The 18920-nt window shown below is 66.8% G+C and carries 14 protein-coding genes, 1 tRNA gene and 2 pseudogenes; 6 read left to right on the forward strand and 11 right to left on the reverse strand.

What is annotated here, in order from left to right; genetic code table 11:
* Window positions 1-5: 5 nt before the first annotated feature.
* The 6 genes from gcvH (at window position 6) to F804_RS17140 (ending at window position 7127) form a co-directional block, all read left to right on the forward strand.
* Complete coding sequence (gene gcvH, locus F804_RS0107270; RefSeq protein ID WP_022707088.1) at window positions 6-365, forward strand: glycine cleavage system protein GcvH; 360 nt, start codon at window positions 6-8, stop codon at window positions 363-365.
* A 76-nt stretch (window positions 366-441) separates the two neighbouring features.
* On the forward strand, window positions 442-3279 hold the full coding sequence (gene gcvP / locus F804_RS0107275) for an aminomethyl-transferring glycine dehydrogenase (protein ID WP_028725743.1): 2838 nt from the start codon (window positions 442-444) through the stop codon (window positions 3277-3279).
* A 159-nt stretch (window positions 3280-3438) separates the two neighbouring features.
* The gene (locus F804_RS0107280) at window positions 3439-3801 is read left to right on the forward strand and encodes a hypothetical protein (protein WP_022707090.1); all 363 of its coding nucleotides are present in this window, start codon (window positions 3439-3441) and stop codon (window positions 3799-3801) included.
* Between the two features lie 5 nt (window positions 3802-3806).
* Window positions 3807-5714, forward strand: coding sequence for a pyrroloquinoline quinone-dependent dehydrogenase (locus tag F804_RS0107285; RefSeq protein WP_022707091.1), 1908 nt, complete (start codon window positions 3807-3809; stop codon window positions 5712-5714).
* Between the two features lie 65 nt (window positions 5715-5779).
* Window positions 5780-5855, forward strand: a tRNA-Ala gene (locus F804_RS0107290).
* A 192-nt stretch (window positions 5856-6047) separates the two neighbouring features.
* Window positions 6048-7127, forward strand: coding sequence for a Hint domain-containing protein (locus F804_RS17140; protein ID WP_022707092.1), 1080 nt, complete (start codon window positions 6048-6050; stop codon window positions 7125-7127).
* A 43-nt stretch (window positions 7128-7170) separates the two neighbouring features.
* Here the strand turns inward: F804_RS17140 and F804_RS15920 are convergent.
* The 11 genes and pseudogenes from F804_RS15920 to F804_RS0107350 form a co-directional block, all read right to left on the reverse strand.
* Window positions 7171-7569 (reverse strand): annotated as a pseudogene (locus tag F804_RS15920) (N-acetyl-gamma-glutamyl-phosphate reductase); the annotation flags it as partial.
* Window positions 7570-7629: 60 nt separating this feature from the next.
* Window positions 7630-8676, reverse strand: coding sequence for a Hint domain-containing protein (locus F804_RS17145; RefSeq protein WP_022707094.1), 1047 nt, complete (start codon window positions 8674-8676; stop codon window positions 7630-7632).
* 142 nt (window positions 8677-8818) lie between these two features.
* The gene (argC, locus tag F804_RS0107310; protein WP_022707095.1) at window positions 8819-9736 is read right to left on the reverse strand and encodes an N-acetyl-gamma-glutamyl-phosphate reductase; all 918 of its coding nucleotides are present in this window, start codon (window positions 9734-9736) and stop codon (window positions 8819-8821) included.
* A 71-nt stretch (window positions 9737-9807) separates the two neighbouring features.
* Window positions 9808-10137, reverse strand: a complete 330-nt coding sequence (locus F804_RS0107315; RefSeq protein ID WP_022707096.1) for a DUF779 domain-containing protein — start codon at window positions 10135-10137, stop codon at window positions 9808-9810.
* Window positions 10134-11207: a DNA topoisomerase IB gene (locus F804_RS0107320; RefSeq protein WP_022707097.1), complete on the reverse strand. Its 1074-nt coding sequence runs from the start codon at window positions 11205-11207 to the stop codon at window positions 10134-10136. The genes F804_RS0107315 and F804_RS0107320 overlap by 4 nt, the downstream gene beginning before the upstream one ends.
* Window positions 11208-11308: 101 nt before the next feature.
* Window positions 11309-12835 carry an aldehyde dehydrogenase gene (gene adh / locus F804_RS0107325; RefSeq protein ID WP_022707098.1) on the reverse strand — a complete coding sequence of 509 codons (1527 nt, stop codon included), beginning with the start codon at window positions 12833-12835 and terminating at the stop codon, window positions 11309-11311.
* A gap of 129 nt (window positions 12836-12964) precedes the next feature.
* Window positions 12965-13921, reverse strand: a complete 957-nt coding sequence (locus F804_RS0107330) for a GAF domain-containing protein (RefSeq protein WP_022707099.1) — start codon at window positions 13919-13921, stop codon at window positions 12965-12967.
* Window positions 13922-14128: 207 nt separating this feature from the next.
* A pseudogene (locus F804_RS15930) lies at window positions 14129-15220 on the reverse strand (ABC transporter ATP-binding protein); the annotation flags it as partial.
* 14 nt (window positions 15221-15234) lie between these two features.
* A complete protein-coding gene (locus tag F804_RS15935) occupies window positions 15235-16779 on the reverse strand; it encodes an alpha-amylase family glycosyl hydrolase (protein ID WP_211214615.1) in 1545 nt (514 codons plus the stop codon).
* The gene (locus tag F804_RS0107345; RefSeq protein ID WP_022707102.1) at window positions 16772-17899 is read right to left on the reverse strand and encodes a carbohydrate ABC transporter permease; all 1128 of its coding nucleotides are present in this window, start codon (window positions 17897-17899) and stop codon (window positions 16772-16774) included. Before F804_RS0107345 ends, F804_RS15935 begins: the two co-directional genes overlap by 8 nt.
* A complete protein-coding gene (locus tag F804_RS0107350; RefSeq protein WP_022707103.1) occupies window positions 17899-18894 on the reverse strand; it encodes a carbohydrate ABC transporter permease in 996 nt (331 codons plus the stop codon). The genes F804_RS0107345 and F804_RS0107350 overlap by 1 nt, the downstream gene beginning before the upstream one ends.
* Window positions 18895-18920 lie beyond the last annotated feature (26 nt).

An 18920-nucleotide genomic window follows, 5' to 3' on the forward strand; every position in this document is an offset into this window, starting at 1 on the left:
TCCCCATGCTGAAATACACCGAAGATCACGAATGGCTGCGCAGCGACGGCGACGAGGTCACCGTCGGCATCACCAAGCATGCCAGCGAGCAGCTGGGTGACGTCGTTTTCATCGAGCTGCCCGAAGAGGGCCGCGAGGTCGAGGCCGGCGAGGAGATCGTCGTGATCGAATCGGTCAAGGCCGCGTCTGACATCACCGCCCCCGTCGCGGGCGTCATCACCGCCGTGAACGCCGATCTGGCCGACGCGCCCGCCACCGTGAACGAGGACCCGATGGGCACCTGGTTCTTCCGCATCAAGCCCGCCGATGCCTCGGCCGTCGAGGGCTTCATGGACGAAGCCGCCTACCAGGCGCTGATCGGCTGACATGATCCTGCGGGGGCCCATCCGGCCCCCGTTCCCACACCAAGGCAAGGGGCAACCGCCCCGGATGGATGCGCGCATGACCCGCTGGAACCCCACCGACTACAACCCCGACGATTTCGCGAACCGCCGCCATATCGGCCCCTCGCCCGCCGAGATGGCGCAGATGCTGTTCGCCGTCGGCGCCGACAGCCTGGACGCGCTGATCGACCAGACCGTGCCCAGGGCGATCCGCCAGTCGGACAGCCTCGACTGGCCCGCCCTGTCCGAGGCCGCTCTTCTGGCCCGGATGGAGGAGGTCGCGAAGAAGAACCGCGTCATGACCAGCCTGATCGGGCAGGGTTACTACGGCACCGTCACGCCGCCCGCGATCCAGCGCAACATCCTGGAAAACCCCGCCTGGTACACGGCCTATACCCCCTATCAGCCCGAGATCGCGCAGGGCCGGCTGGAAGCGCTGCTGAACTTCCAGACGATGGTCGCGGATCTGACCGGCCTGCCCGTCGCCAATGCCAGCCTGCTGGACGAGGCCACGGCGGCGGCCGAGGCGATGGCCATGGCGCGGCGTCAGTCGAAATCCAAGGCCGATGCCTTCTTCGTGGCCCATGACCTGCATCCCCAGACGATTTCCGTGATCGAGACGCGCGCCGCCCCCCTGGGCATCCGCATCGTCACCGGCTCGATCGACGATCTGCAGGCCGATCAGGTCTTTGGCGCGATCTTCCAGTATCCGGGCACCTATGGTCATATCCGCGACCTGACCCCCGAAATCGAGGCGCTGCACGACGCCAAGGCGCTGGCCATCGTGGCGACCGATCTGCTGGCGCTGTGCCTGCTGAAGGAACCGGGCGCGATGGGCGCCGACATCGCGGTGGGCAGCGCGCAGCGCTTCGGCGTGCCGATGGGCTATGGCGGACCGCACGCCGCCTTCATGTCCTGCCGGGACGAACTGAAGCGCGCCATGCCCGGCCGCATCGTGGGCGTCAGCGTCGATGCGGCCGGGAACCAGGCCTATCGCCTGTCGCTGCAGACCCGCGAGCAGCATATCCGCCGTGAAAAGGCCACGTCGAATGTCTGCACGGCGCAGGCGCTGCTGGCGGTCATGGCCAGCTTCTATGCGGTGTTCCACGGCCCCGTGGGCCTGCGCGCCATCGCGCAGCGCGTGCATCTGAACGCGGTCGCCATCGCCGATGCGCTGCGCGCCGCCGGGGCCGAGGTCGCGCCCGATGCCTTCTTCGACACCGTAACCGTCAAGGTCGGCGTCGGCCAGCAGGGCATCATGGCCGCCGCCCGCCATCGCGGCATTAACCTGCGCCGCGTGGGCCGCGACCGCGTGGGCATCAGCGTCGACGAGACGACCGATGCCGGCGTCATCGCCCGCCTGCTGGACGCCTTCGGGATCGAGGATCAGGCCGCCCGCGCAGACCACCCCGCCATCCCCGAGGCGCTGCTGCGCGACAGCGACTACCTGACCCATCCGGTCTTCCACATGAACCGCGCCGAATCCGAGATGATGCGCTATATGCGCCGCCTGTCGGATCGCGACCTGGCGCTGGACCGCGCGATGATCCCGCTTGGCAGCTGCACCATGAAGCTGAACGCCGCGGCCGAGATGATGCCCATCACCTGGCCCGAATTCGGCGCGCTGCATCCCTTCGCCCCCGCCGATCAGGCCGCCGGTTACCACGAGGCGATCACCGACCTGACCGAGAAGCTGTGCCGCATCACCGGCTATGACGCGTTTTCCATGCAGCCCAACAGCGGTGCGCAGGGCGAATATGCGGGGCTGCTGACGATCCAGGCCTATCACCGCGCCAACGGCGACGATCAGCGCGACATCTGCCTGATCCCGATGTCGGCGCATGGCACGAACCCCGCATCCGCGCAGATGTGCGGGATGAAGGTCGTGGTCGTGAAATCGGCCCCGAACGGCGATATCGACGTTCAGGATTTCGCCGATAAGGCAGCCAAGGCGGGCAACAAGCTGGCCGCCGTCATGATCACCTATCCCAGCACGCATGGCGTCTTCGAGGATACGGTGCGCGAGGTCTGCGACATCACGCATGAACATGGCGGGCAGGTCTATATTGACGGGGCCAACATGAACGCGCTGGTCGGCTTGGTGAAACCCGGCGAGATCGGCGGCGATGTCAGCCACCTGAACCTGCACAAGACCTTTGCGATCCCGCATGGCGGCGGCGGTCCCGGCATGGGCCCCATCGGCGTGAAATCGCATTTGGCGCCCTTCCTGCCCGGCGATCCGCGCACGGGCGACGGCGCGGTCAGCGCGGCACCCTATGGCAGCGCCTCGATCCTGCTGATCAGCTGGGCCTATTGCCTGATGATGGGCGGCGAGGGGCTGACCCAGGCGACCCGCGTGGCGATCCTGAACGCGAACTATATCGCGTCGCGGCTGGCCGGGGCCTATCCGATCCTGTTCATGGGCAATCGCGGGCGCGTGGCGCATGAATGCATCATCGACACCCGCCCCTTCGCGGATCACGGCGTGACGGTCGATGACATCGCCAAGCGCCTGATCGACAACGGCTTCCACGCGCCGACCATGTCCTGGCCCGTCGCCGGAACGCTGATGGTCGAACCCACGGAATCCGAGACCAAGGCCGAGATCGACCGCTTCGTCTCCGCCATGCTGTCGATCCGGGACGAGATCACCGACGTGGCCGAGGAGCGCATCGCGGTGGAACACAGCCCCCTGCGCCATGCCCCCCACACGGTCGAGGATCTGGTCAAGGACTGGGACCGCCCCTATTCGCGCGAACAGGGCTGCTTCCCCGCCGGATCGTTCCGCGTGGACAAGTACTGGCCGCCCGTCGGGCGCGTGGACAACGCCTATGGCGACCGCAACCTGATCTGCACCTGCCCGCCGCTGGAAACCTATGCCGAGGCGGCCGAGTGACATGACGAGGGGGGCGGCATTCGGGCCGTCCCTGCACATGCGCGGGGCAGCGGGCCGCCAAACGCATGAAATCTTGGAACGATCGCGGCGCTCACGCGCTATTGATGGGTAAGACCGCAGGCTTCACGCCGCCGTGACCCCCAGTTCCACGAGGTTCCCATGCCCCAAAGCGCCCTTGCCCCCGACGACAACGCCCGGGAAGAGCTTGCCGCAAGGCTCATGGCCATCCCGGCCCTTCTTGCCCTGATCGCCGCCCTGACCGAGCTGCTGTGGCGCGGGTCCGGCATCGCGCATACGCCCGGCGCGTGGCTGGCCGTGGCCGCGACCGCCGCGCTGTTCCTGGGGGCGCTGCTGACCGGCGCGCTGCGCCCCGGCGGGTTTCGCACCTTCCTGACCGTGATGCTGCTGGTGGGCGGCCTGCTGACCATCCTGTGTGCGTGGTTCCTGGAATCCGGGCTGGTCATGGCCGCCGTCGCCGTCATGCTGGTGGCATGGCTGATCTTCATCCTGATCGCGAGGTAACGGCCATGAAACTGCGCATAGCCCTTCTGACGATGACCGCCCTGCCCGCTGCCGCCCTGTCCCCTGCCGCCATGGCCCAGCAGACCGAATGGACCGCCTTCCACGGCAACGGGATGGCGCAGAAATACAGCGCCTCGACCCAGATCACCCCCGAGAACGTGGGCCAGCTGGAAAAGGTGTGGGAGGTGCATACCGGCGACGTTTCCGACGGATCGGGCGATCTGCCTGGCACCGTCTGGTCCGCGACGCCGATCCTGGCGAACGACCTTCTGTATATCGGGACGCCCTTCTATCGCATCCTCGCCGTCGAGCCCGACACCGGCGAGATCGTCTGGACCTACGAGCCCGACAGCACCGTCCTTGAACCCCTGACCCAGCCCGAGCTGAAGAACCGCGGCGTCACCTATTGGCAGGACCCCGAGGGCGGCGACGGCCCCTGCACGCGGCGCGTCATCATCGGGACGATGGACGCGCATCTGCATGCGGTCGATGCCGATGACGGCCAGCTGTGCGAGGGCTTCGGCGAAAGCGGGATCCTGGACGTGAACCAGTGGAACACGCCGGACGCGAACTTTCCGTTGTCCCAGCTGCAACCGCCCACCGTGTTTCGCGACAAGCTGATCGTCGGCTGGGCGGGCAAGGACTGGCACGATGCGGACAATCCGCTCGGCTCGGTCTTCGGGGTCGATGCGCGGACCGGCGAACGCGTCTGGACCTTCCATTCCATCCCCGAGGATTACGAGGGTCTGACTGGCACCTCGAATGTCTGGACCGCCATGTCGGTCGACGAGGAGAACGGCCTCGTCTACCTGCCCGTCTCCAGCCCCAGCCCGGATTTCTATGGCGGCACGCGCCTGGACGAGATCCCGCTGGCGACCTCGGTCACGGCGGTGAACGGCGATACCGGCCAGGTGGAATGGTCGCGCCAGCTGGTCCATCACGACATCTGGGATTACGATACCGTGTCGGCCCCCACGCTGGTGGACATCCCCGGCGAAGGCGGCAGCACGCCCGCGCTGGTGCAGCCCACCAAGATGGGGCTGGCCTATGTCCTGAACCGCCTGACCGGAGAGCCGATCTTCCCCATCGAGGAACGCGAGGTTCCCCAGACCGATGTCGAGGGCGAGGTGTCCTCGGCCACCCAGCCCTATCCCACCCTGCCGAAATCGCCCATCGGCGACGATTGGGGCGGGGTCTTCGGCCTGGCCGATATCGCCTCCTTCGGCTACTGCTCTCGCAAGTTCGAGGATCTGCGCTACGAAGGGCGCTTCACCCCGCCCTCGACCGAAGGGTCGCTGGCCTTTCCGGCCACGGCGGGCGGGATGCAATGGGGCGGCGGCGCGGTCGATCCCGAAAACGGCATCCTCTACATCAACAGCTCTCGCGTGGCGCAGATCTATCAGTTGATCGAGCGCGAGGAGTATTCCGAGCTGACCTCGGGCGGGTCCGAGGCGACGGGCGGGCTGTTCCCGCAGAACGGCGCGCCCTACGGGTTCCGGCTGACGAATTTCCTGAACCCGATGGGCATGCCCTGCTGGAAGCCCCCCTTCGGCATCATGAGCGCGATCGACCTGAAATCGGGCGAGACGCTGTGGGAACGCCCCTTCGGACAGGTCCAGAAATGGGGCTTCTACATGCCCGAAAGCTGGGGCTCGCCCACCATAGGGGGACCGGTGGCCACGGCCTCGGGGCTGATCTTCATCGGGGCCTCGATGGATGCGCGGGTCCGTGCGCTGGATGCGGCGACGGGCGACACGCTGTGGAAGGCGCAGGTGGACGCGCCCGCGGTGTCGATCCCGGCGGTCTACGATTACGACGACCGGCAATATGTCGTCTTCGCGGTGGGCGGAAACTCGATCATCAAGCCGCAGGTCTCGGACCAGCTGGTGGCCTTTGCCCTGCCCGAGGATTGAACGCGCAAGGCCCCCTTCCGGGGGCCTTGACAAGCTTCGGACCCCGCGCAACAAATCATGCCGATGGGGCCGTAGCTCAGTTGGTAGAGCGCGTCGTTCGCAATGACGAGGTCAGGGGTTCGATTCCCCTCGGCTCCACCATCCCTCCGCATTTTGCCGGTTTCATGGGCGCCCCCGCCTTGGTCGCTGCTGATGTGCTTTGCGCAACACCTGCCACGACAAATGATCGCACACGATAATATCCCTACAGCTTGACCGATGTTCGGGTAAACGCGAAGCGAACAGCCCGAAGCAGATTGCCGACGGCGATTGAACCCATGCAGGAGACTTGCCGTGGCAAGCTTTTCGACCATCGTGCCGCTTTTCTCGTTCGGGCAATGGACCGGCGCATCGACCGTCAGCACGGTCGGCTATCCTGCCGGGACCCGGTTCACGCTGAACGAACCCGCATCGCTGTCGCTTCTGGTCGTGAACGACGATGACGGGCTTCCGGCGGATTCTCCGGACAACCTGTTCTCGGACGGCTTCCTCGACACGCCGGCCGACGGGTCCGCACCTTCGACCGCGAACAACGACCAGCTGCTCGGCTCGCCGGTCACGCTGGACGGCATCACCTATCCGGCAGGCAGCCAGGTCGAGCTGGAATTCGGCTTCACCACCGTTTCGGGCGATCTGTTCTGGGTGATCCGCATCAACGGCACCAATGTGGGCATCAGCGGACCGGAGCTGCCGATCCCCGGCACGACCTATACGGTCGCCTCCAGCCTTGATTCGCAGCAGACCCCCTATTCGGCGATCCCCTGCTTCGTGACCGGCACCTTGATCGCGACCCCCCGCGGGCAGGTCGCCGTCGAGGATCTGGCGGTGGGCGACCACGTGCTGAACCGCGACGGGGCCGCCTGCCCGATCCGCTGGATCGGCCGCCGCGATCTGACCGAGGCCGAGATCGCCGCGCAGCCCAACCTGCGCCCGATCCGCATCGCGCGCGGCGCGCTTGGGCAGGGGCTGCCGTCGCAGGATCTGATGGTATCGCCGCAGCACCGCGTCCTGGTGCGGTCGGGCATCGCACGGCGGATGTTCGGGACCGACGAGGTGCTGGTCGCGGCCAAGTCGCTGGTCGGCCTGGAGGGCGTCGAGATCTGCGCCGACGGCCCCGCCCCATCCTATGTCCACATCCTGTTCGACGATCACCAGATCATCCTGTCGAACGGCGCACCGACCGAAAGCCTATTCACCGGCACCGAGGCATTGAAGGCGGTCGGCGCCGCCGCCCGGGCCGAAATCCTGGCCCTGTTCCCGCAGCTTGCCGAAACCGGCTTCCAGCCGCTGCCCGCAGCGCCGATCCCCTCGGGCAGCCGCCAACGAGGGCTGATCGCGCGCCATATCCGGAACGGTCGCCCCCTGCTGGGGTGATGTCGCAGGACGGGGGCCGGTCGCCGGACCGGCCCCCGAACGATCAGAGGCCCAGCCCCTCGGGCAGGCCCAGCATGATGTTCATGTTCTGCACGGCCGCACCCGACGCGCCCTTGCCCAGGTTGTCGAGAACCGCCACGATCAGCGCGCAGCCGCCATCCTCGTCGCCATGGACGCTGATGCGCATGCGGTTGGTGCCGTTCATGTCCTGCGGGTCGATGCGCGCGCCCAGGGTGTCGGCGCGCACGACCTGCACGAATTCCTGCCCGGCATAGTGATCGGCCAGCGCCTGGTGCAGCGCGCCGATGCTGCGGTCGTCGTCCAGATGCAGCGGCAGCTGCACCGCCATGCCCTGCGCGAAGCTGCCGACCGAAGGTGCGAAGACTGACTGCATCAGCAGCCCGCCATGCGTCATGATCTCGGGGATGTGCTTGTGGCGCTGTCCTGACCCTAGACGGCGGATATTCATCCAGTCGACAGAAAACGGTCGTTCTTGTCGCCTTCACCGCGCCTGCAGCAGGCTCCGCGAATTTGCGGCGTGACGCCGCGCAAGGTTCCTGCCGACACGCCCTCCGATCAAGGGCCTTGCCGGTACCGGGCGATATGCACGATCCCGCAACTCGGGGAAGATCGCGAAAATCTCGTCCCGGGCCGCGGGCCCGACCGACCTGAGCGCTTCAGCCCCGGTATGCAGCGATTCCGACGCAGCTGATTCGGCAAAGACCACCTCGTGGCGGTCCATCAGGAAATGCACGTAGACGGGCGCGGCGACATCCTCAGCAACAGCGATCCCCGGCATGCCGCACAGATGCTTGGCCGCGACCAGAACCTCGGGGACGCCCGCCATGCGCTGCGCGATCTTCGAACGAACAAGGATCCGGTGCTGCGGAGAAACCACGAGGTCTCTTGCCGGCAGACCGTCCCCCAGCGCCCCAGCGCTGATCCGTATCGGACGCAAGGCGGGTTTGGCCGCAACCTCTTGCCATGACAGATGGCGCGTGCCGATCCAGCGGATCGGTTGCAGGCAGTGATCGGCCGTACGGATTAGGGAACCGACGTCAAGCCGCTCGACCGGCACTTCGCCGCTGTCCGTCATGATCATGGTACCCGCATGGAAGCAGGGAACGATGTCGGCATAAGCCTCGACCCCGGTGAAGCTGAAGCCCGATATCGTGAAGCTGTCGCCCGGGCGCAGCGGGATCGTCGTTGCGTAGCTGACGAAATCCGTGACCGCGGTCCCGCCCACGGTGACATACAGCAACCGTCCCGTTTCGCCGGTGGTGTCGTTCACCACGGTCGCCTCGGCGGCGTTGTAGATGATCTGTCCGGTCGTGCCTTCCACGACGCCGTCGATCACCAGATCCTCGGTCAGGTATTGCAGCGCGCCGGGTTCGTCCGGGCTGTCGGGATCCGCGGTCGCATCGTTGAACAGCGGATCGTCGTCGCTGAACCGCGCCACGTCGCCGGTCGAGACGACCGTATAGGTGCCGACCGCGGCCGGCGCGGCCTGCCCGAAATCGGCAGGCGAGAAGAGGTAGATGCTGGGCATTCCGGGGCTCTCCCTGATCAGTGGCCGACTGCCCGTTACCCTCGAACGGGGCATCGGGCACACGACCTTGGATCAGGATGCACCTATTATGTACGCTTGGAAGCTGTCCAAGGGTACAGGTTTTCGGGTCAGCCCCTGTGGATTAGAGGCCCAGACCCTCGGGCAGGCCCAGCATGATGTTCATGTTCTGCACGGCCGCACCCGACGCGCCCTTGCCCAGGTTGTCGAGAACCGCCACGATCAGCGCGCAGCCGCCATCCTCGTCGCCATGGACGCTGATGCGCATGCGGTTGGTGCCGTTCATGTCCTGCGGGTCGATGCGCGCGCCCAGGGTGTCGGCGCGCACGACCTGCACGAATTCCTGCCCGGCATAGTGATCGGCCAGCGCCTGGTGCAGCGCACCGATGCTGCGGTCGTCGTCCAGATGCAGCGGCAGCTGCACCGCCATGCCCTGCGCGAAGCTGCCGACCGAGGGCGCGAAGACCGGCTGCATCAGCAGCCCGCCATGCGTCATGATCTCGGGGATGTGCTTGTGGCGCTGGTTGAGGCCATAGACGAAATGGGCGGGCGCGGTGCCGGCATCGTATTCGGCGACCAGCGCCTTGCCGCCGCCGGTATAGCCGCTGACGGCATGGACGGACAGCGCCTCGGTTTCCTCGATCAGGCCAGCCGCGACCAGCGGCGCGATCATGGCGATGGCGCCGGTACTGTAGCAGCCCGGGTTGCTGACGTGACGCGCCGCGGCGATCCGCTCGCGCATCTCGGGGGCCAGTTCCGCGAAGCCGAAGACCCAGTCGGGGTCGATCCGATGCGCGGTCGAGGCGTCGATCAGGCGCACATCCATGTCGCGCGTCAGCTCGACCGCCTCGCGGGCGGCATCGTCGGGCAGGCACAGGATGGCGATGTCGGCCCGGGCGAATGCCTCGGCGCGGGCGGCGGTTTCCTTGCGTCGTGCAGGATCGACCTGAACCAGGCGGATGTCGTCGCGGCGCTCCAGCCGCTCGCGGATCTGCAGGCCGGTGGTGCCGGCTTCGCCATCGATGAACACACTGTAGGTCATGGGCAATCCCTTCGGTCGAACCGCCACAGCCTTAGACGATCCGGCGCCGCGCGACAACGTCTGGCCCTGGTTCAGGTCGCACAGATGTCCGAGCGTGTCAGGAACCGCCTCTCGCGGCCGTTATCCAGGCTGAACATCCCCCCGCGCCCCGGCACCACATCGATGATCAGGTCGGTATGCTTCCACGTCTCGTACTGGCTGCCCGAGATGTAGAAGGGCGCATCGCCCACATGGCCCAGCTGCACGTCGCGCTCGCCCACCCGGAATTCCCCCTGGGCATAGCACATCGGCGACGAGCCGTCGCAGCACCCGCCCGACTGATGGAACAGGACGGGGCCGTGATCGGCCTCGATCTCGGCCAGAAGGGCCAGTGCCTCGGGGGTCGCGGTGACCTTGCTCATGACTTCAGCCTCCTCCTCAGAAATGCTAGGACCCTGCGTTCGTCCGGGTCGAGCCCCGTCCCCGCAAGGTCGCGGTCGATGCGGTCGCGGATGTCCAGGACCAGCTCGTCCGCCAGCCATGCCTCGATCACCTCGGGGTGGACATAGCATTTGCGGCAGATCGCGGGCGTGTTGCCCAGCCGCGCGGCGACCGATCCGATGACCTCGCGCAGGGTGCGGTCGCATCCGGTCCGCGATCCTTCGCGTTCGCATTCCGCAAGGGCCAGCGCGGCCAGGACGGTACCGGTCCATGTGCGGAAATCCTTGGCCGAAACGTCCCGCCCCGAGATCCGGCGCAGATAGTCGTTCACCTCGCCCGAGGTGATGGGACGGCGCTTGCCGTCATCGTCCAGGTACTGGAACAGGTGCTGGCCGGGGATGTCCTGCAGGTTGCGGATGACGCGGGCGACGCGGCGGTCGGTCAGGCGCAGGTCCCATTCCTTGCCCGACTTGCCGGTAAACCGGAACCGGATACGGCTGCCCGACAGGTCCACGTGGCGTTCCCGCAGCGTCGTCAGCCCGTGGGACCGGTTCGTCCGGGCATAGCGCGCATTGCCCACGCGGATCAGGCTGTGTTCCAGCAGGTGCACGATGGTCGCCGCGACCTTGTCGAAGCCCAGCCCCCGCTTGCGCATGTCGGCATCGACATGGTCGCGGATGGCCGGAAGGGCTGCGGCGAATTCCATCATGTGGTCGTATTTCGCGGATTCGCGCAGGGCGCGGAAATCGGGGTGATAGATATACTGTTTGCGCCCCTTGGCATCGCGGCCCGTGGCCTGGATATGGCCGCGCGGATCGGGGCAGATCCACACCTCTCGCCAGGCGGGCGGAATGGCCAGCGCATCTAGACGCCTGCGCAGCGCCTTGTCGCGGATGACGGACCCGTCCGCCGCAAGATAGCTGAATCCCTTGCCGCGACCGCGCCTGCCCAGGCCCTCCATGTCGGGGCCGACATGGAACAGCCCGATCGAGCGGGCGGCATCTTCGGGATCGACGATATCGGCGTCCCGGCTGGCCGTATCCTTGGGCATGGGGTCGTCCGCGAACAGGGAAACTGGTCCGGCCCAACGTCGCCATCCCCCCGGCGGTTGCGACGGAAAGGCGGCCCACGCAAGGGCCGCCCCGGTCCGCATCAGAAGAAGCCCAGCTTCTTCGGGCTGTAGCTGACCAGCATGTTCTTGGTCTGCTGGTAATGGTCCAGCATCATGCGGTGATTTTCCCGCCCGATGCCCGACTGCTTGTAGCCGCCGAAAGCCGCATGGGCCGGATAGGCGTGATAGCAGTTCGTCCAGACGCGCCCGGCCTGGATCGCCCGCCCGAAGCGGTAGCAGGTATTGGCATCTCGCGACCACACGCCCGCCCCCAGGCCATAGAGCGTGTCATTCGCGATCGACAGCGCCTCGGCATCGTCCTTGAAGGTGGCCACCGACACGACGGGGCCGAAGATCTCCTCCTGGAAGACGCGCATGCGGTTGTGCCCCTTGAGGACCGTAGGCTTGACATAGAAGCCGCTCGACAGCTCTCCTCCGTGGTCGGCGGCGGCACCGCCCGTCAGCACCTCGGCGCCTTCCTTCCGGCCGATGTCGAAATAGGAGAGGATCTTCTCCTGCTGCTCGCTGCTGGCCTGCGCGCCGATCATCGTGCCCTCGTTGCGCGGATCGCCCTGCACGATGGCCTCGACCCGCTTCAGCGCGCGGTCCATGAAGCGGTCGTAGATCTTCTCGTGGATCAGCGCGCGCGACGGGCAGGTGCAGACCTCGCCCTGGTTCAGCGCGAACATCACGAAGCCCTCGATCGCCTTGTCGAGGAAATCGTCATCCTCGCGGCAGACATCCTCGAAGAAGACGTTGGGGGACTTGCCGCCCAGTTCCAGCGTGACGGGGATCAGGTTCTCGGACGCGTATTGCATGATCATGCGGCCGGTCGTCGTCTCGCCGGTGAAGGCGATCTTGGCGATGCGCGGGTTGCTGGCCAGCGGCTTGCCGGCCTCCAGCCCGAAGCCGTTCACGATGTTCAGCACCCCCGGCGGCAAGAGGTCCGCGATCAGTTCGGCAAAGATCATCACCGTGGCCGGGGTCTGTTCGGCCGGTTTCAGGACGACGCAGTTCCCTGCCGCCAGCGCGGGCGCCAGCTTCCAGCAGGCCATCAGCAGCGGGAAGTTCCACGGGATGATCTGCCCCACCACGCCAAGCGGTTCGTGGAAATGATACGCGATGGTGTCGTGGTCGATCTCACTGATGCCACCCTCCTGCGCACGCAGGACACCGGCGAAATAGCGGAAGTGATCGACCGCCAGCGGCAGGTCGGCGGCCATCGTCTCGCGGATGGGCTTGCCGTTGTCCCATGTCTCGGCGGTGGCAAGCAGCTGCAGGTTCTGCTCCATCCGGTCGGCGATCCTCAGCAGGATGACCGACCGTTCGGTGGCGGACATCCGGCCCCAGCCGTCCTTGGCGGCATGGGCGGCATCCAGCGCGGCCTCGATGTCGTCGGCGTTCGAGCGGGCGATCTCGCCTATGGCGGCGCCGGTGATGGGGGTGACGTTGGTGAAGTACTTGCCCGAACGCGGGGCGACGAACTTGCCCCCGATGAAGTTGTCATAGCGGCTGGCAAAGGGCATCACGCCCACGCCCTTGAATTCATGCGTCTGGTCGTTCGGCATCCTATCCTCCCTTGGATGTGCGTGCCCGGATCTCCCGTTCCGGGTGTGGTCCAAGGGTTGCGGCGGGCGCGATTCGGGGCAATCGCCCGGACATGCCGCGCCGCAGAAGATGTCTCAGGGGTGGGACAGTCAGCCCTCCTGATGCCCGATGCCCAGCCGTGCCATGCGCCGGTACATGGTCGCGCGCCCGATCCCCAGGGCCCGGGCGGCGCGCGACACGTTGCCGTCGGCCCGCGCAAGCGCGCGCATCAGCGCCGCGCGTTCGGCCCGGTCCAGCGCCGGCAGGTCGGCCTGCCCGCCCAGAAGATCGGCGGCGGGACGGGGCCTGATCGTGCCCTCGCGTTCCAGGCCCAGCATCCGCCGCGCCGCGCGCGTGGCCCCCACCGCCAGATCGTCGCGATCCACCGCCAGCAACGCCGAGGCGTCGCCTGCCACGTCCGATGCCATGACGATCCGCGCGCCCGCAAAGCTCATGCGGAAGAACACGGCCTCGATCGCGCGGGCGGTCTGCTGCACCTGCGCCGAGATCAGGCGGTTGTAGCGCTCCGTCTGGTCGGCCCGCGCGCTGCTGACATCCAGCGCGGCCAGAAGCCGCCCGTCCGGCCCCCAGATCGGCGCGTCCATGCAGGACATGCCGGTATTGCGGGTGTGGAAATGTTCGTCGCGATGGATGGTGACCTGCCGCCCCTCGGCCAGGCAGGTGCCGATGCCGTTGGTGCCCTGCGCCGCCTCGGACCAGTCGGCGCCGACCCACAGGCCCCAGTCGCGGAACTGCGGCGCATCCCCGTCCGAGACCCGCTGATCCAGCACGATCCCCTGCGCATCGGTCAGCATGACGTTGCAGCCCGACAGGCCGACCAGGTTGTACAGCTGGTCCAGCTGCGGCGAGGCGACATCCAGGAACCCCGCCATCGCCCGTCGCCGGTCGGCCAGCGCGGCCTCGGTCAGGCGGTCGGGGGCGCGGCGGTCGGCCGGGTCCAGCCCGTGTTTCAGAAGGGACCGGCGCCATGACGCCGCAAGGGCCGAGGTCGCGGAATTGGACCGCGACCGCGCGGCGACAAGCTCCGCGTGGTTTCGTTCGCTCATGTGATCCTCCCACCGGGGATCATAGCACGGCATGGGCGTCGCGGGCTGCAGCTTTTGCCGCAGCCCGCGAATGGGCGGATATCAGCGGACGGGACCTTCGGGCTTGATGGTCCCGCCCTGTTCCGAAACGTCCTGCGCAGGGGCCGCCGCACCGCCCGGCGCACCCGAGGGCGCGACGCGCGGGCTGTAGGGGGGCAGCCCTTCGGGACCGTCGCGATAGAGCAGCGATTCCCCCTTGTGGAACAGGTGCAGCGCCTGCGGATCGGCGGTCAGCCGGACCGTGCGCCCGTTCAGCCCCGGATGGATGCCCGGCAGCTTGGCGATGATCGGGACCACCTCGGCATCGCCCGTCCCGAAATAGAGAAGCGTGACCTCGCCCAGGGCCTCGGTCAGATCGACCTTGCCCTCGAACAGCGCGGGGCCGTCGGTCTCTCTCATGTCCTCGGGGCGGACGCCCAGGTTGACGGGCATCCCCTCGTCGCCCGCGCGCGTGGGGATCGCCACCTGGGCGGTCAGCCCGCCATCCAGCTCGACCGTGGTGACCGGCCCGACGGACGTCACGCGGCCGGGCAGCAGGTTCATGGCGGGGCTGCCGATGAACTGCGCCACGAACTCGTTGACCGGACGCTCGTACAGCTCCAGCGGCGCGCCGACCTGCGCGATGCCGCCGCCCGCCAGGACCACGATCCGGTCGGCAAGGGTCATCGCCTCGGTCTGGTCATGGGTGACATAGATCATCGTGCGGTCGGGCATCGAGGCCTTCAGCTGCGCGATCTCGATCCGGGTGGCGACGCGCAGCGCCGCGTCCAGGTTGGAAAGCGGCTCGTCGAACAGATAGACCTTGGGGTCGCGCACGATGGCCCGCCCGATGGCCACCCGCTGACGCTGCCCGCCCGACAGCGCCTTGGGCAGGCGGTCCAGATAGGGCGTCAGCTGCAGCATCTTGCCCGCGCGGTCGGTCGCCTCGCGGATCTGGTCCTTGGACTGGCCCGCGATCTTCAGCGCGAAGGCCATGTTGTCGCGCACCGTCATGTGCGGGTACAGCGCATAGGACTGGAACACCATCGCGATGCCGCGCTGGCTGGGCGGGATGTCGTTCATCCGCTGCCCGTCGATGTCCAGCGTCCCGCCGCTGATCCGTTCCAGCCCCGCGATCATGCGCAGAAGCGTGGACTTGCCGCAGCCCGAGGGCCCGACGAAGACGATGAACTCGCCCGAACGGATGTCGAGGTCGATATCGCTGAGGACCTGCACGTCGCCATAGGACTTGGCGACGCCGGTCAGCTTCAGATCGGCCATCTTCGGTTCCTCCCCTAACCTTCGATGATCTGGACCTGCCAGGGCCGCAGCCCGCCTGCCTCGTCGTCGGACAGGTTGGCGCGGACCAGCAGGCTCTGCTCGGCATCGCTGCGGCGGAAGGACAGGATCGGCCCTTCGGATGCCATCTCGGTCATGTCGCCGTGGCGCAGCGCGCTGTGCTTGCGGCGCAGGCCGATGGCCCAGCGATAATGATGCAGGACCGACTGGGCGTCGGCCTCTTGCGCGACGGCGGTGCGCTGCAGATGGGTATGCGGCACCGGCAGCCACGGCTTCGAGGTCGAGAAGCCGCCGTTCACGCCCATGTCCCAGACCATCGGGGTGCGGCAGCCGTCGCGGCCCTTGAACTCGGGCCAGAACTCGATGCCATAGGGATCGCACAGATCCTCGAAGGCGATGTCGGCCTCGGGCAGGCCCAGTTCCTCGCCCTGGTACAGGCAGACCGAGCCGCGCAGGCACATCAGCACCGTGCAATAGGCCTTGGCGGCCTGGTCGGTCAGGTTCCAGCGGCTGATATGGCGCACCACGTCGTGGTTCGACATGGCCCAGCAGGCCCAGCTGTTCGGCGCGACCTCGAGCATGCGCTCGAAGACCTGCACGATGCGGTCGGCGGGCAGATCGTCGCCCGACAGGAAGTCGAAGACATAGGACATCTGCACGCGACCCGGCACGCCGGTATATTCCTCGAGCAGTTCCAGCCCGCGTTCGCTGTCGCCGATCTCGCCGACGACGACGGCACCCCAGGGGGCGATCGTCTCGCGGAAGCGTTCAAGGAAGGCCAGGTTCTCGGGCTGGGACTTCGAGAACCGGTGGCTCTGGTGGTTGTAGGGGTTCACGGCGGGCGCGGTATCGGCCTTGCGCAGTTCGGGCGCCAGCGGCGGGTTGTCGCGCAGCTGGGCGTCGTGGAAGTAGAAGTTGATCGTGTCCAGACGGAAGCCGTCCACGCCGCGATCCAGCCAGAACTTCGCCATGTCCAGCAGGGCGTCCTGCACTGCGGGGTTGTGGAAGTTCAGGTCGGGCTGCGACGACAGGAAGTTGTGCAGGAAATACTGCTCTCGCCGCGCATCCCACTGCCAGGCGCTGCCGCCGAAGATCGACAGCCAGTTGTTCGGCGCGGTCCCGTCGGGCTTCGGATCGGCCCAGACATACCAGTCGGACTTGGGGTTGTCGCGGCTGGAGCGGCTTTCCTTGAACCATTCGTGCTGGTCCGAGGTATGCGACATCACCAGGTCGATCATCACCTTCAGGCCCAGTTCATGGGCGCGTTCGATCAGCCAGTCGAAATCGTCCATCGACCCGAACAGCGGGTCGATGCCGCGGTAATCGCTGACATCGTATCCGAAATCCTTCATCGGGGACGTGAAGAAGGGAGAGATCCAGACCGCGTCCACGCCCAGCGAGGCGACATAGGGAAGGCGCTGCGCGATCCCCGCAAGGTCGCCCACGCCGTCGCCGGTCGTGTCCTGGAAACTGCGCGGGTAGATCTGATAGATGATCCCGCCCTTCCACCAATCCGTCGTCTGTTCCGTCAAGTCATCCACCTTTCACGGAGCCGGCCAGCAATCCGCGGACCAGGTATTTCTGCATTGCGAAGAAGACCGCCAGCGGCACCGCGATCGAGATGAACGCGGATGTCGCCAGGATCTCCCATTCCCCCCCGCGAGAGCCCATCAGCTCTCGAAGAAGGCCGGTCATCACCAGCTGTTCGCGGGTGTTGCCCAGGAAGACGGTGGCCACCAGAAGATCGTTCCAGACCCACAGGAACTGGAAGATCGCGAAGCTGGCCAGTGCCGGGAACGACAGGGGCAGGATGATGCGGCGGAAGATCTGGAAATCCGTCGCCCCGTCCACGCGCGCGGATTCGATGATCTCGCGCGGCAGGCCCACCATGTAGTTGCGAAGAAGATAGACCGCCAGCGGCAGGCCGAAGCCGGTATGCGCCAGCCAGATCCCAAGGTATCCCTTGCCGATGCCCATCTCGTTGTGCATCCGCAGAAGCGGGATCAGCGCGACCTGCAGCGGCACGACCAGAAGGCCGACCACCGCCGCCGTCAGCAGCGCGCGGCCCGGAAACTGCATCCATGCCAGCGCATAGGCCGCGAAGGCCGCGATCATGATCGGGATCACCGTCGCCGGGATCGTGACCGTCATGGTGTTCATGAAGGCCCGCCCCAGTCCCGTGGCCGACAGCACGCGGGAATAGTTGTCGGTCGTGAAGCTGGGCGGCGAGGAGGTGGTGACGAAGATCCGCTCTCCTCGGCGCATGTCGAACTCCGTGTCCGACACCATGCGATAGCTGCCGTCATCGGCCACGGTGATGTCGATACCTTCGTCGATCTCGACCGTGTCGCCGGGCGCATGGGCACCCGGTTCGCGGGCGCTGGTGCCCCAGGCGACCAGTTGTTCGCCATCCGCGGTGACGCTGCCCTCGATCACCCAGACGCCGTCCTGCAGGGCACCCTCGGTGCCCGAGCGCACGAAGCCGGTCTGCTCGGATCCCGAGAAGCTCTGCCACCAGCCCGATTGCGCGATCTGGTCGCGGTCGCGGAACGAGGACACGAACAGGCCGAGCGTCGGGATCGTCCACAGCAGCACCAGGAGGAACGCCGCGATGTTCACCGCCCAGCCGAGCGAGGATTTCTGTCCGGCCATCCCCTCCATCAGCGGACCTCCTTGCGGGCGTTCCAGATGTTCCAGACCATGATCGGCGTCACGAGGATCATCAGCACGATGGCGATGGCCGAGCCGCGCCCGTAATCGGGCGTGCCGCGGAACATCCAGTCATACATCAGGTTGGCCAGCACCTGCGTGCCCCATTGCCCGTTGGTCATCACGAAGACGATGTCGAAGACCTTCAGCACGACGATGGTGATGGTGGTCCAGACCACCGCGATGGTGCCCATGATCTGCGGCACCTTGATCTTGAAGAACACCTGCAGGGGCGATGCGCCGTCCAGGATGGCGGCCTCGACGGTTTCCTCGGGGATGCCGCGCAGGGCGGCCGACAGGATGACCATGGCAAAGCCGGTCTGGATCCAGACCAGCACGATCATCAGGAAGAAGTTGTTCCAGAAGGGCAGGCTCAGCCAGATCTGCGGCTCGGCGCCCATCTGCGTGACGATCCAGTTCAGAAGGCCGATCTGGGCCTCGCCCGAGGCGCGGTATTCGTAGATGAACTTCCAGATGACGCCCGCGCCGACGAAGCTGATCGCCATGGGCATGAAGATCAGCGACTTGCCGATATTGCCCCAGCGGATGCGGTCGGTCAGCTGCGCCGCCAGCAGGCCGAACGCCGTGGAGGCCGCGGGCACGAACAGCAGCCACAGCATGTTGTTCAGCATGGATTCGCGGAACTTGCCGTCGCTGAGCAGCCAGGCATAGTTGTCGGCCCCCACGAAGCGCGTGCCGTTGGAATTGAACAGCGACCGCCACAGGCTGTCGAAGACCGGATAGACCAGGTACATCCCCAGAAAGACGATCGCGGGCCCCAGGAACAGCCATGGCCTGATCTGGTTGGCGCGGCGGATGTTGTCCCCCGCATTCGGCCCCTTGGCCGGAAGGATCCTGTCGAGGACCCAGTTCGAGCCCCAGAACCACGCCACGCATCCGAAGACGCCGATGGCGATGGTGCTGATGGCCAGCCAGAACAGTTCCATGTCGTCCTACCCCCTGCGGTATCGCG

It is taken from the genome of Paracoccus zeaxanthinifaciens ATCC 21588, from assembly GCF_000420145.1.
GTDB lineage: Bacteria > Pseudomonadota > Alphaproteobacteria > Rhodobacterales > Rhodobacteraceae > Paracoccus > Paracoccus zeaxanthinifaciens.

Excerpts from the sequence above, each read along its gene's own strand:
- gcvH (WP_022707088.1), top strand. The coding sequence starts at position 6 with ATGCTGAAATACACCGAAGATCACGAATGGCTGCGCAGCGACGGCGAC.
- gcvP (WP_028725743.1), top strand. The coding sequence starts at position 442 with ATGACCCGCTGGAACCCCACCGACTACAACCCCGACGATTTCGCGAAC.
- F804_RS0107280 (WP_022707090.1), top strand. The coding sequence starts at position 3,439 with ATGCCCCAAAGCGCCCTTGCCCCCGACGACAACGCCCGGGAAGAGCTT.
- F804_RS0107285 (WP_022707091.1), top strand. The coding sequence starts at position 3,807 with ATGAAACTGCGCATAGCCCTTCTGACGATGACCGCCCTGCCCGCTGCC.
- F804_RS17145 (WP_022707094.1), bottom strand. The coding sequence starts at position 8,676 with ATGCCCAGCATCTACCTCTTCTCGCCTGCCGATTTCGGGCAGGCCGCG.
- argC (WP_022707095.1), bottom strand. The coding sequence starts at position 9,736 with ATGACCTACAGTGTGTTCATCGATGGCGAAGCCGGCACCACCGGCCTG.
- F804_RS0107315 (WP_022707096.1), bottom strand. The coding sequence starts at position 10,137 with ATGAGCAAGGTCACCGCGACCCCCGAGGCACTGGCCCTTCTGGCCGAG.
- F804_RS0107320 (WP_022707097.1), bottom strand. The coding sequence starts at position 11,207 with ATGCCCAAGGATACGGCCAGCCGGGACGCCGATATCGTCGATCCCGAA.
- adh (WP_022707098.1), bottom strand. The coding sequence starts at position 12,835 with ATGCCGAACGACCAGACGCATGAATTCAAGGGCGTGGGCGTGATGCCC.
- F804_RS0107330 (WP_022707099.1), bottom strand. The coding sequence starts at position 13,921 with ATGAGCGAACGAAACCACGCGGAGCTTGTCGCCGCGCGGTCGCGGTCC.
- F804_RS0107345 (WP_022707102.1), bottom strand. The coding sequence starts at position 17,899 with ATGGAGGGGATGGCCGGACAGAAATCCTCGCTCGGCTGGGCGGTGAAC.
- F804_RS0107350 (WP_022707103.1), bottom strand. The coding sequence starts at position 18,894 with ATGGAACTGTTCTGGCTGGCCATCAGCACCATCGCCATCGGCGTCTTC.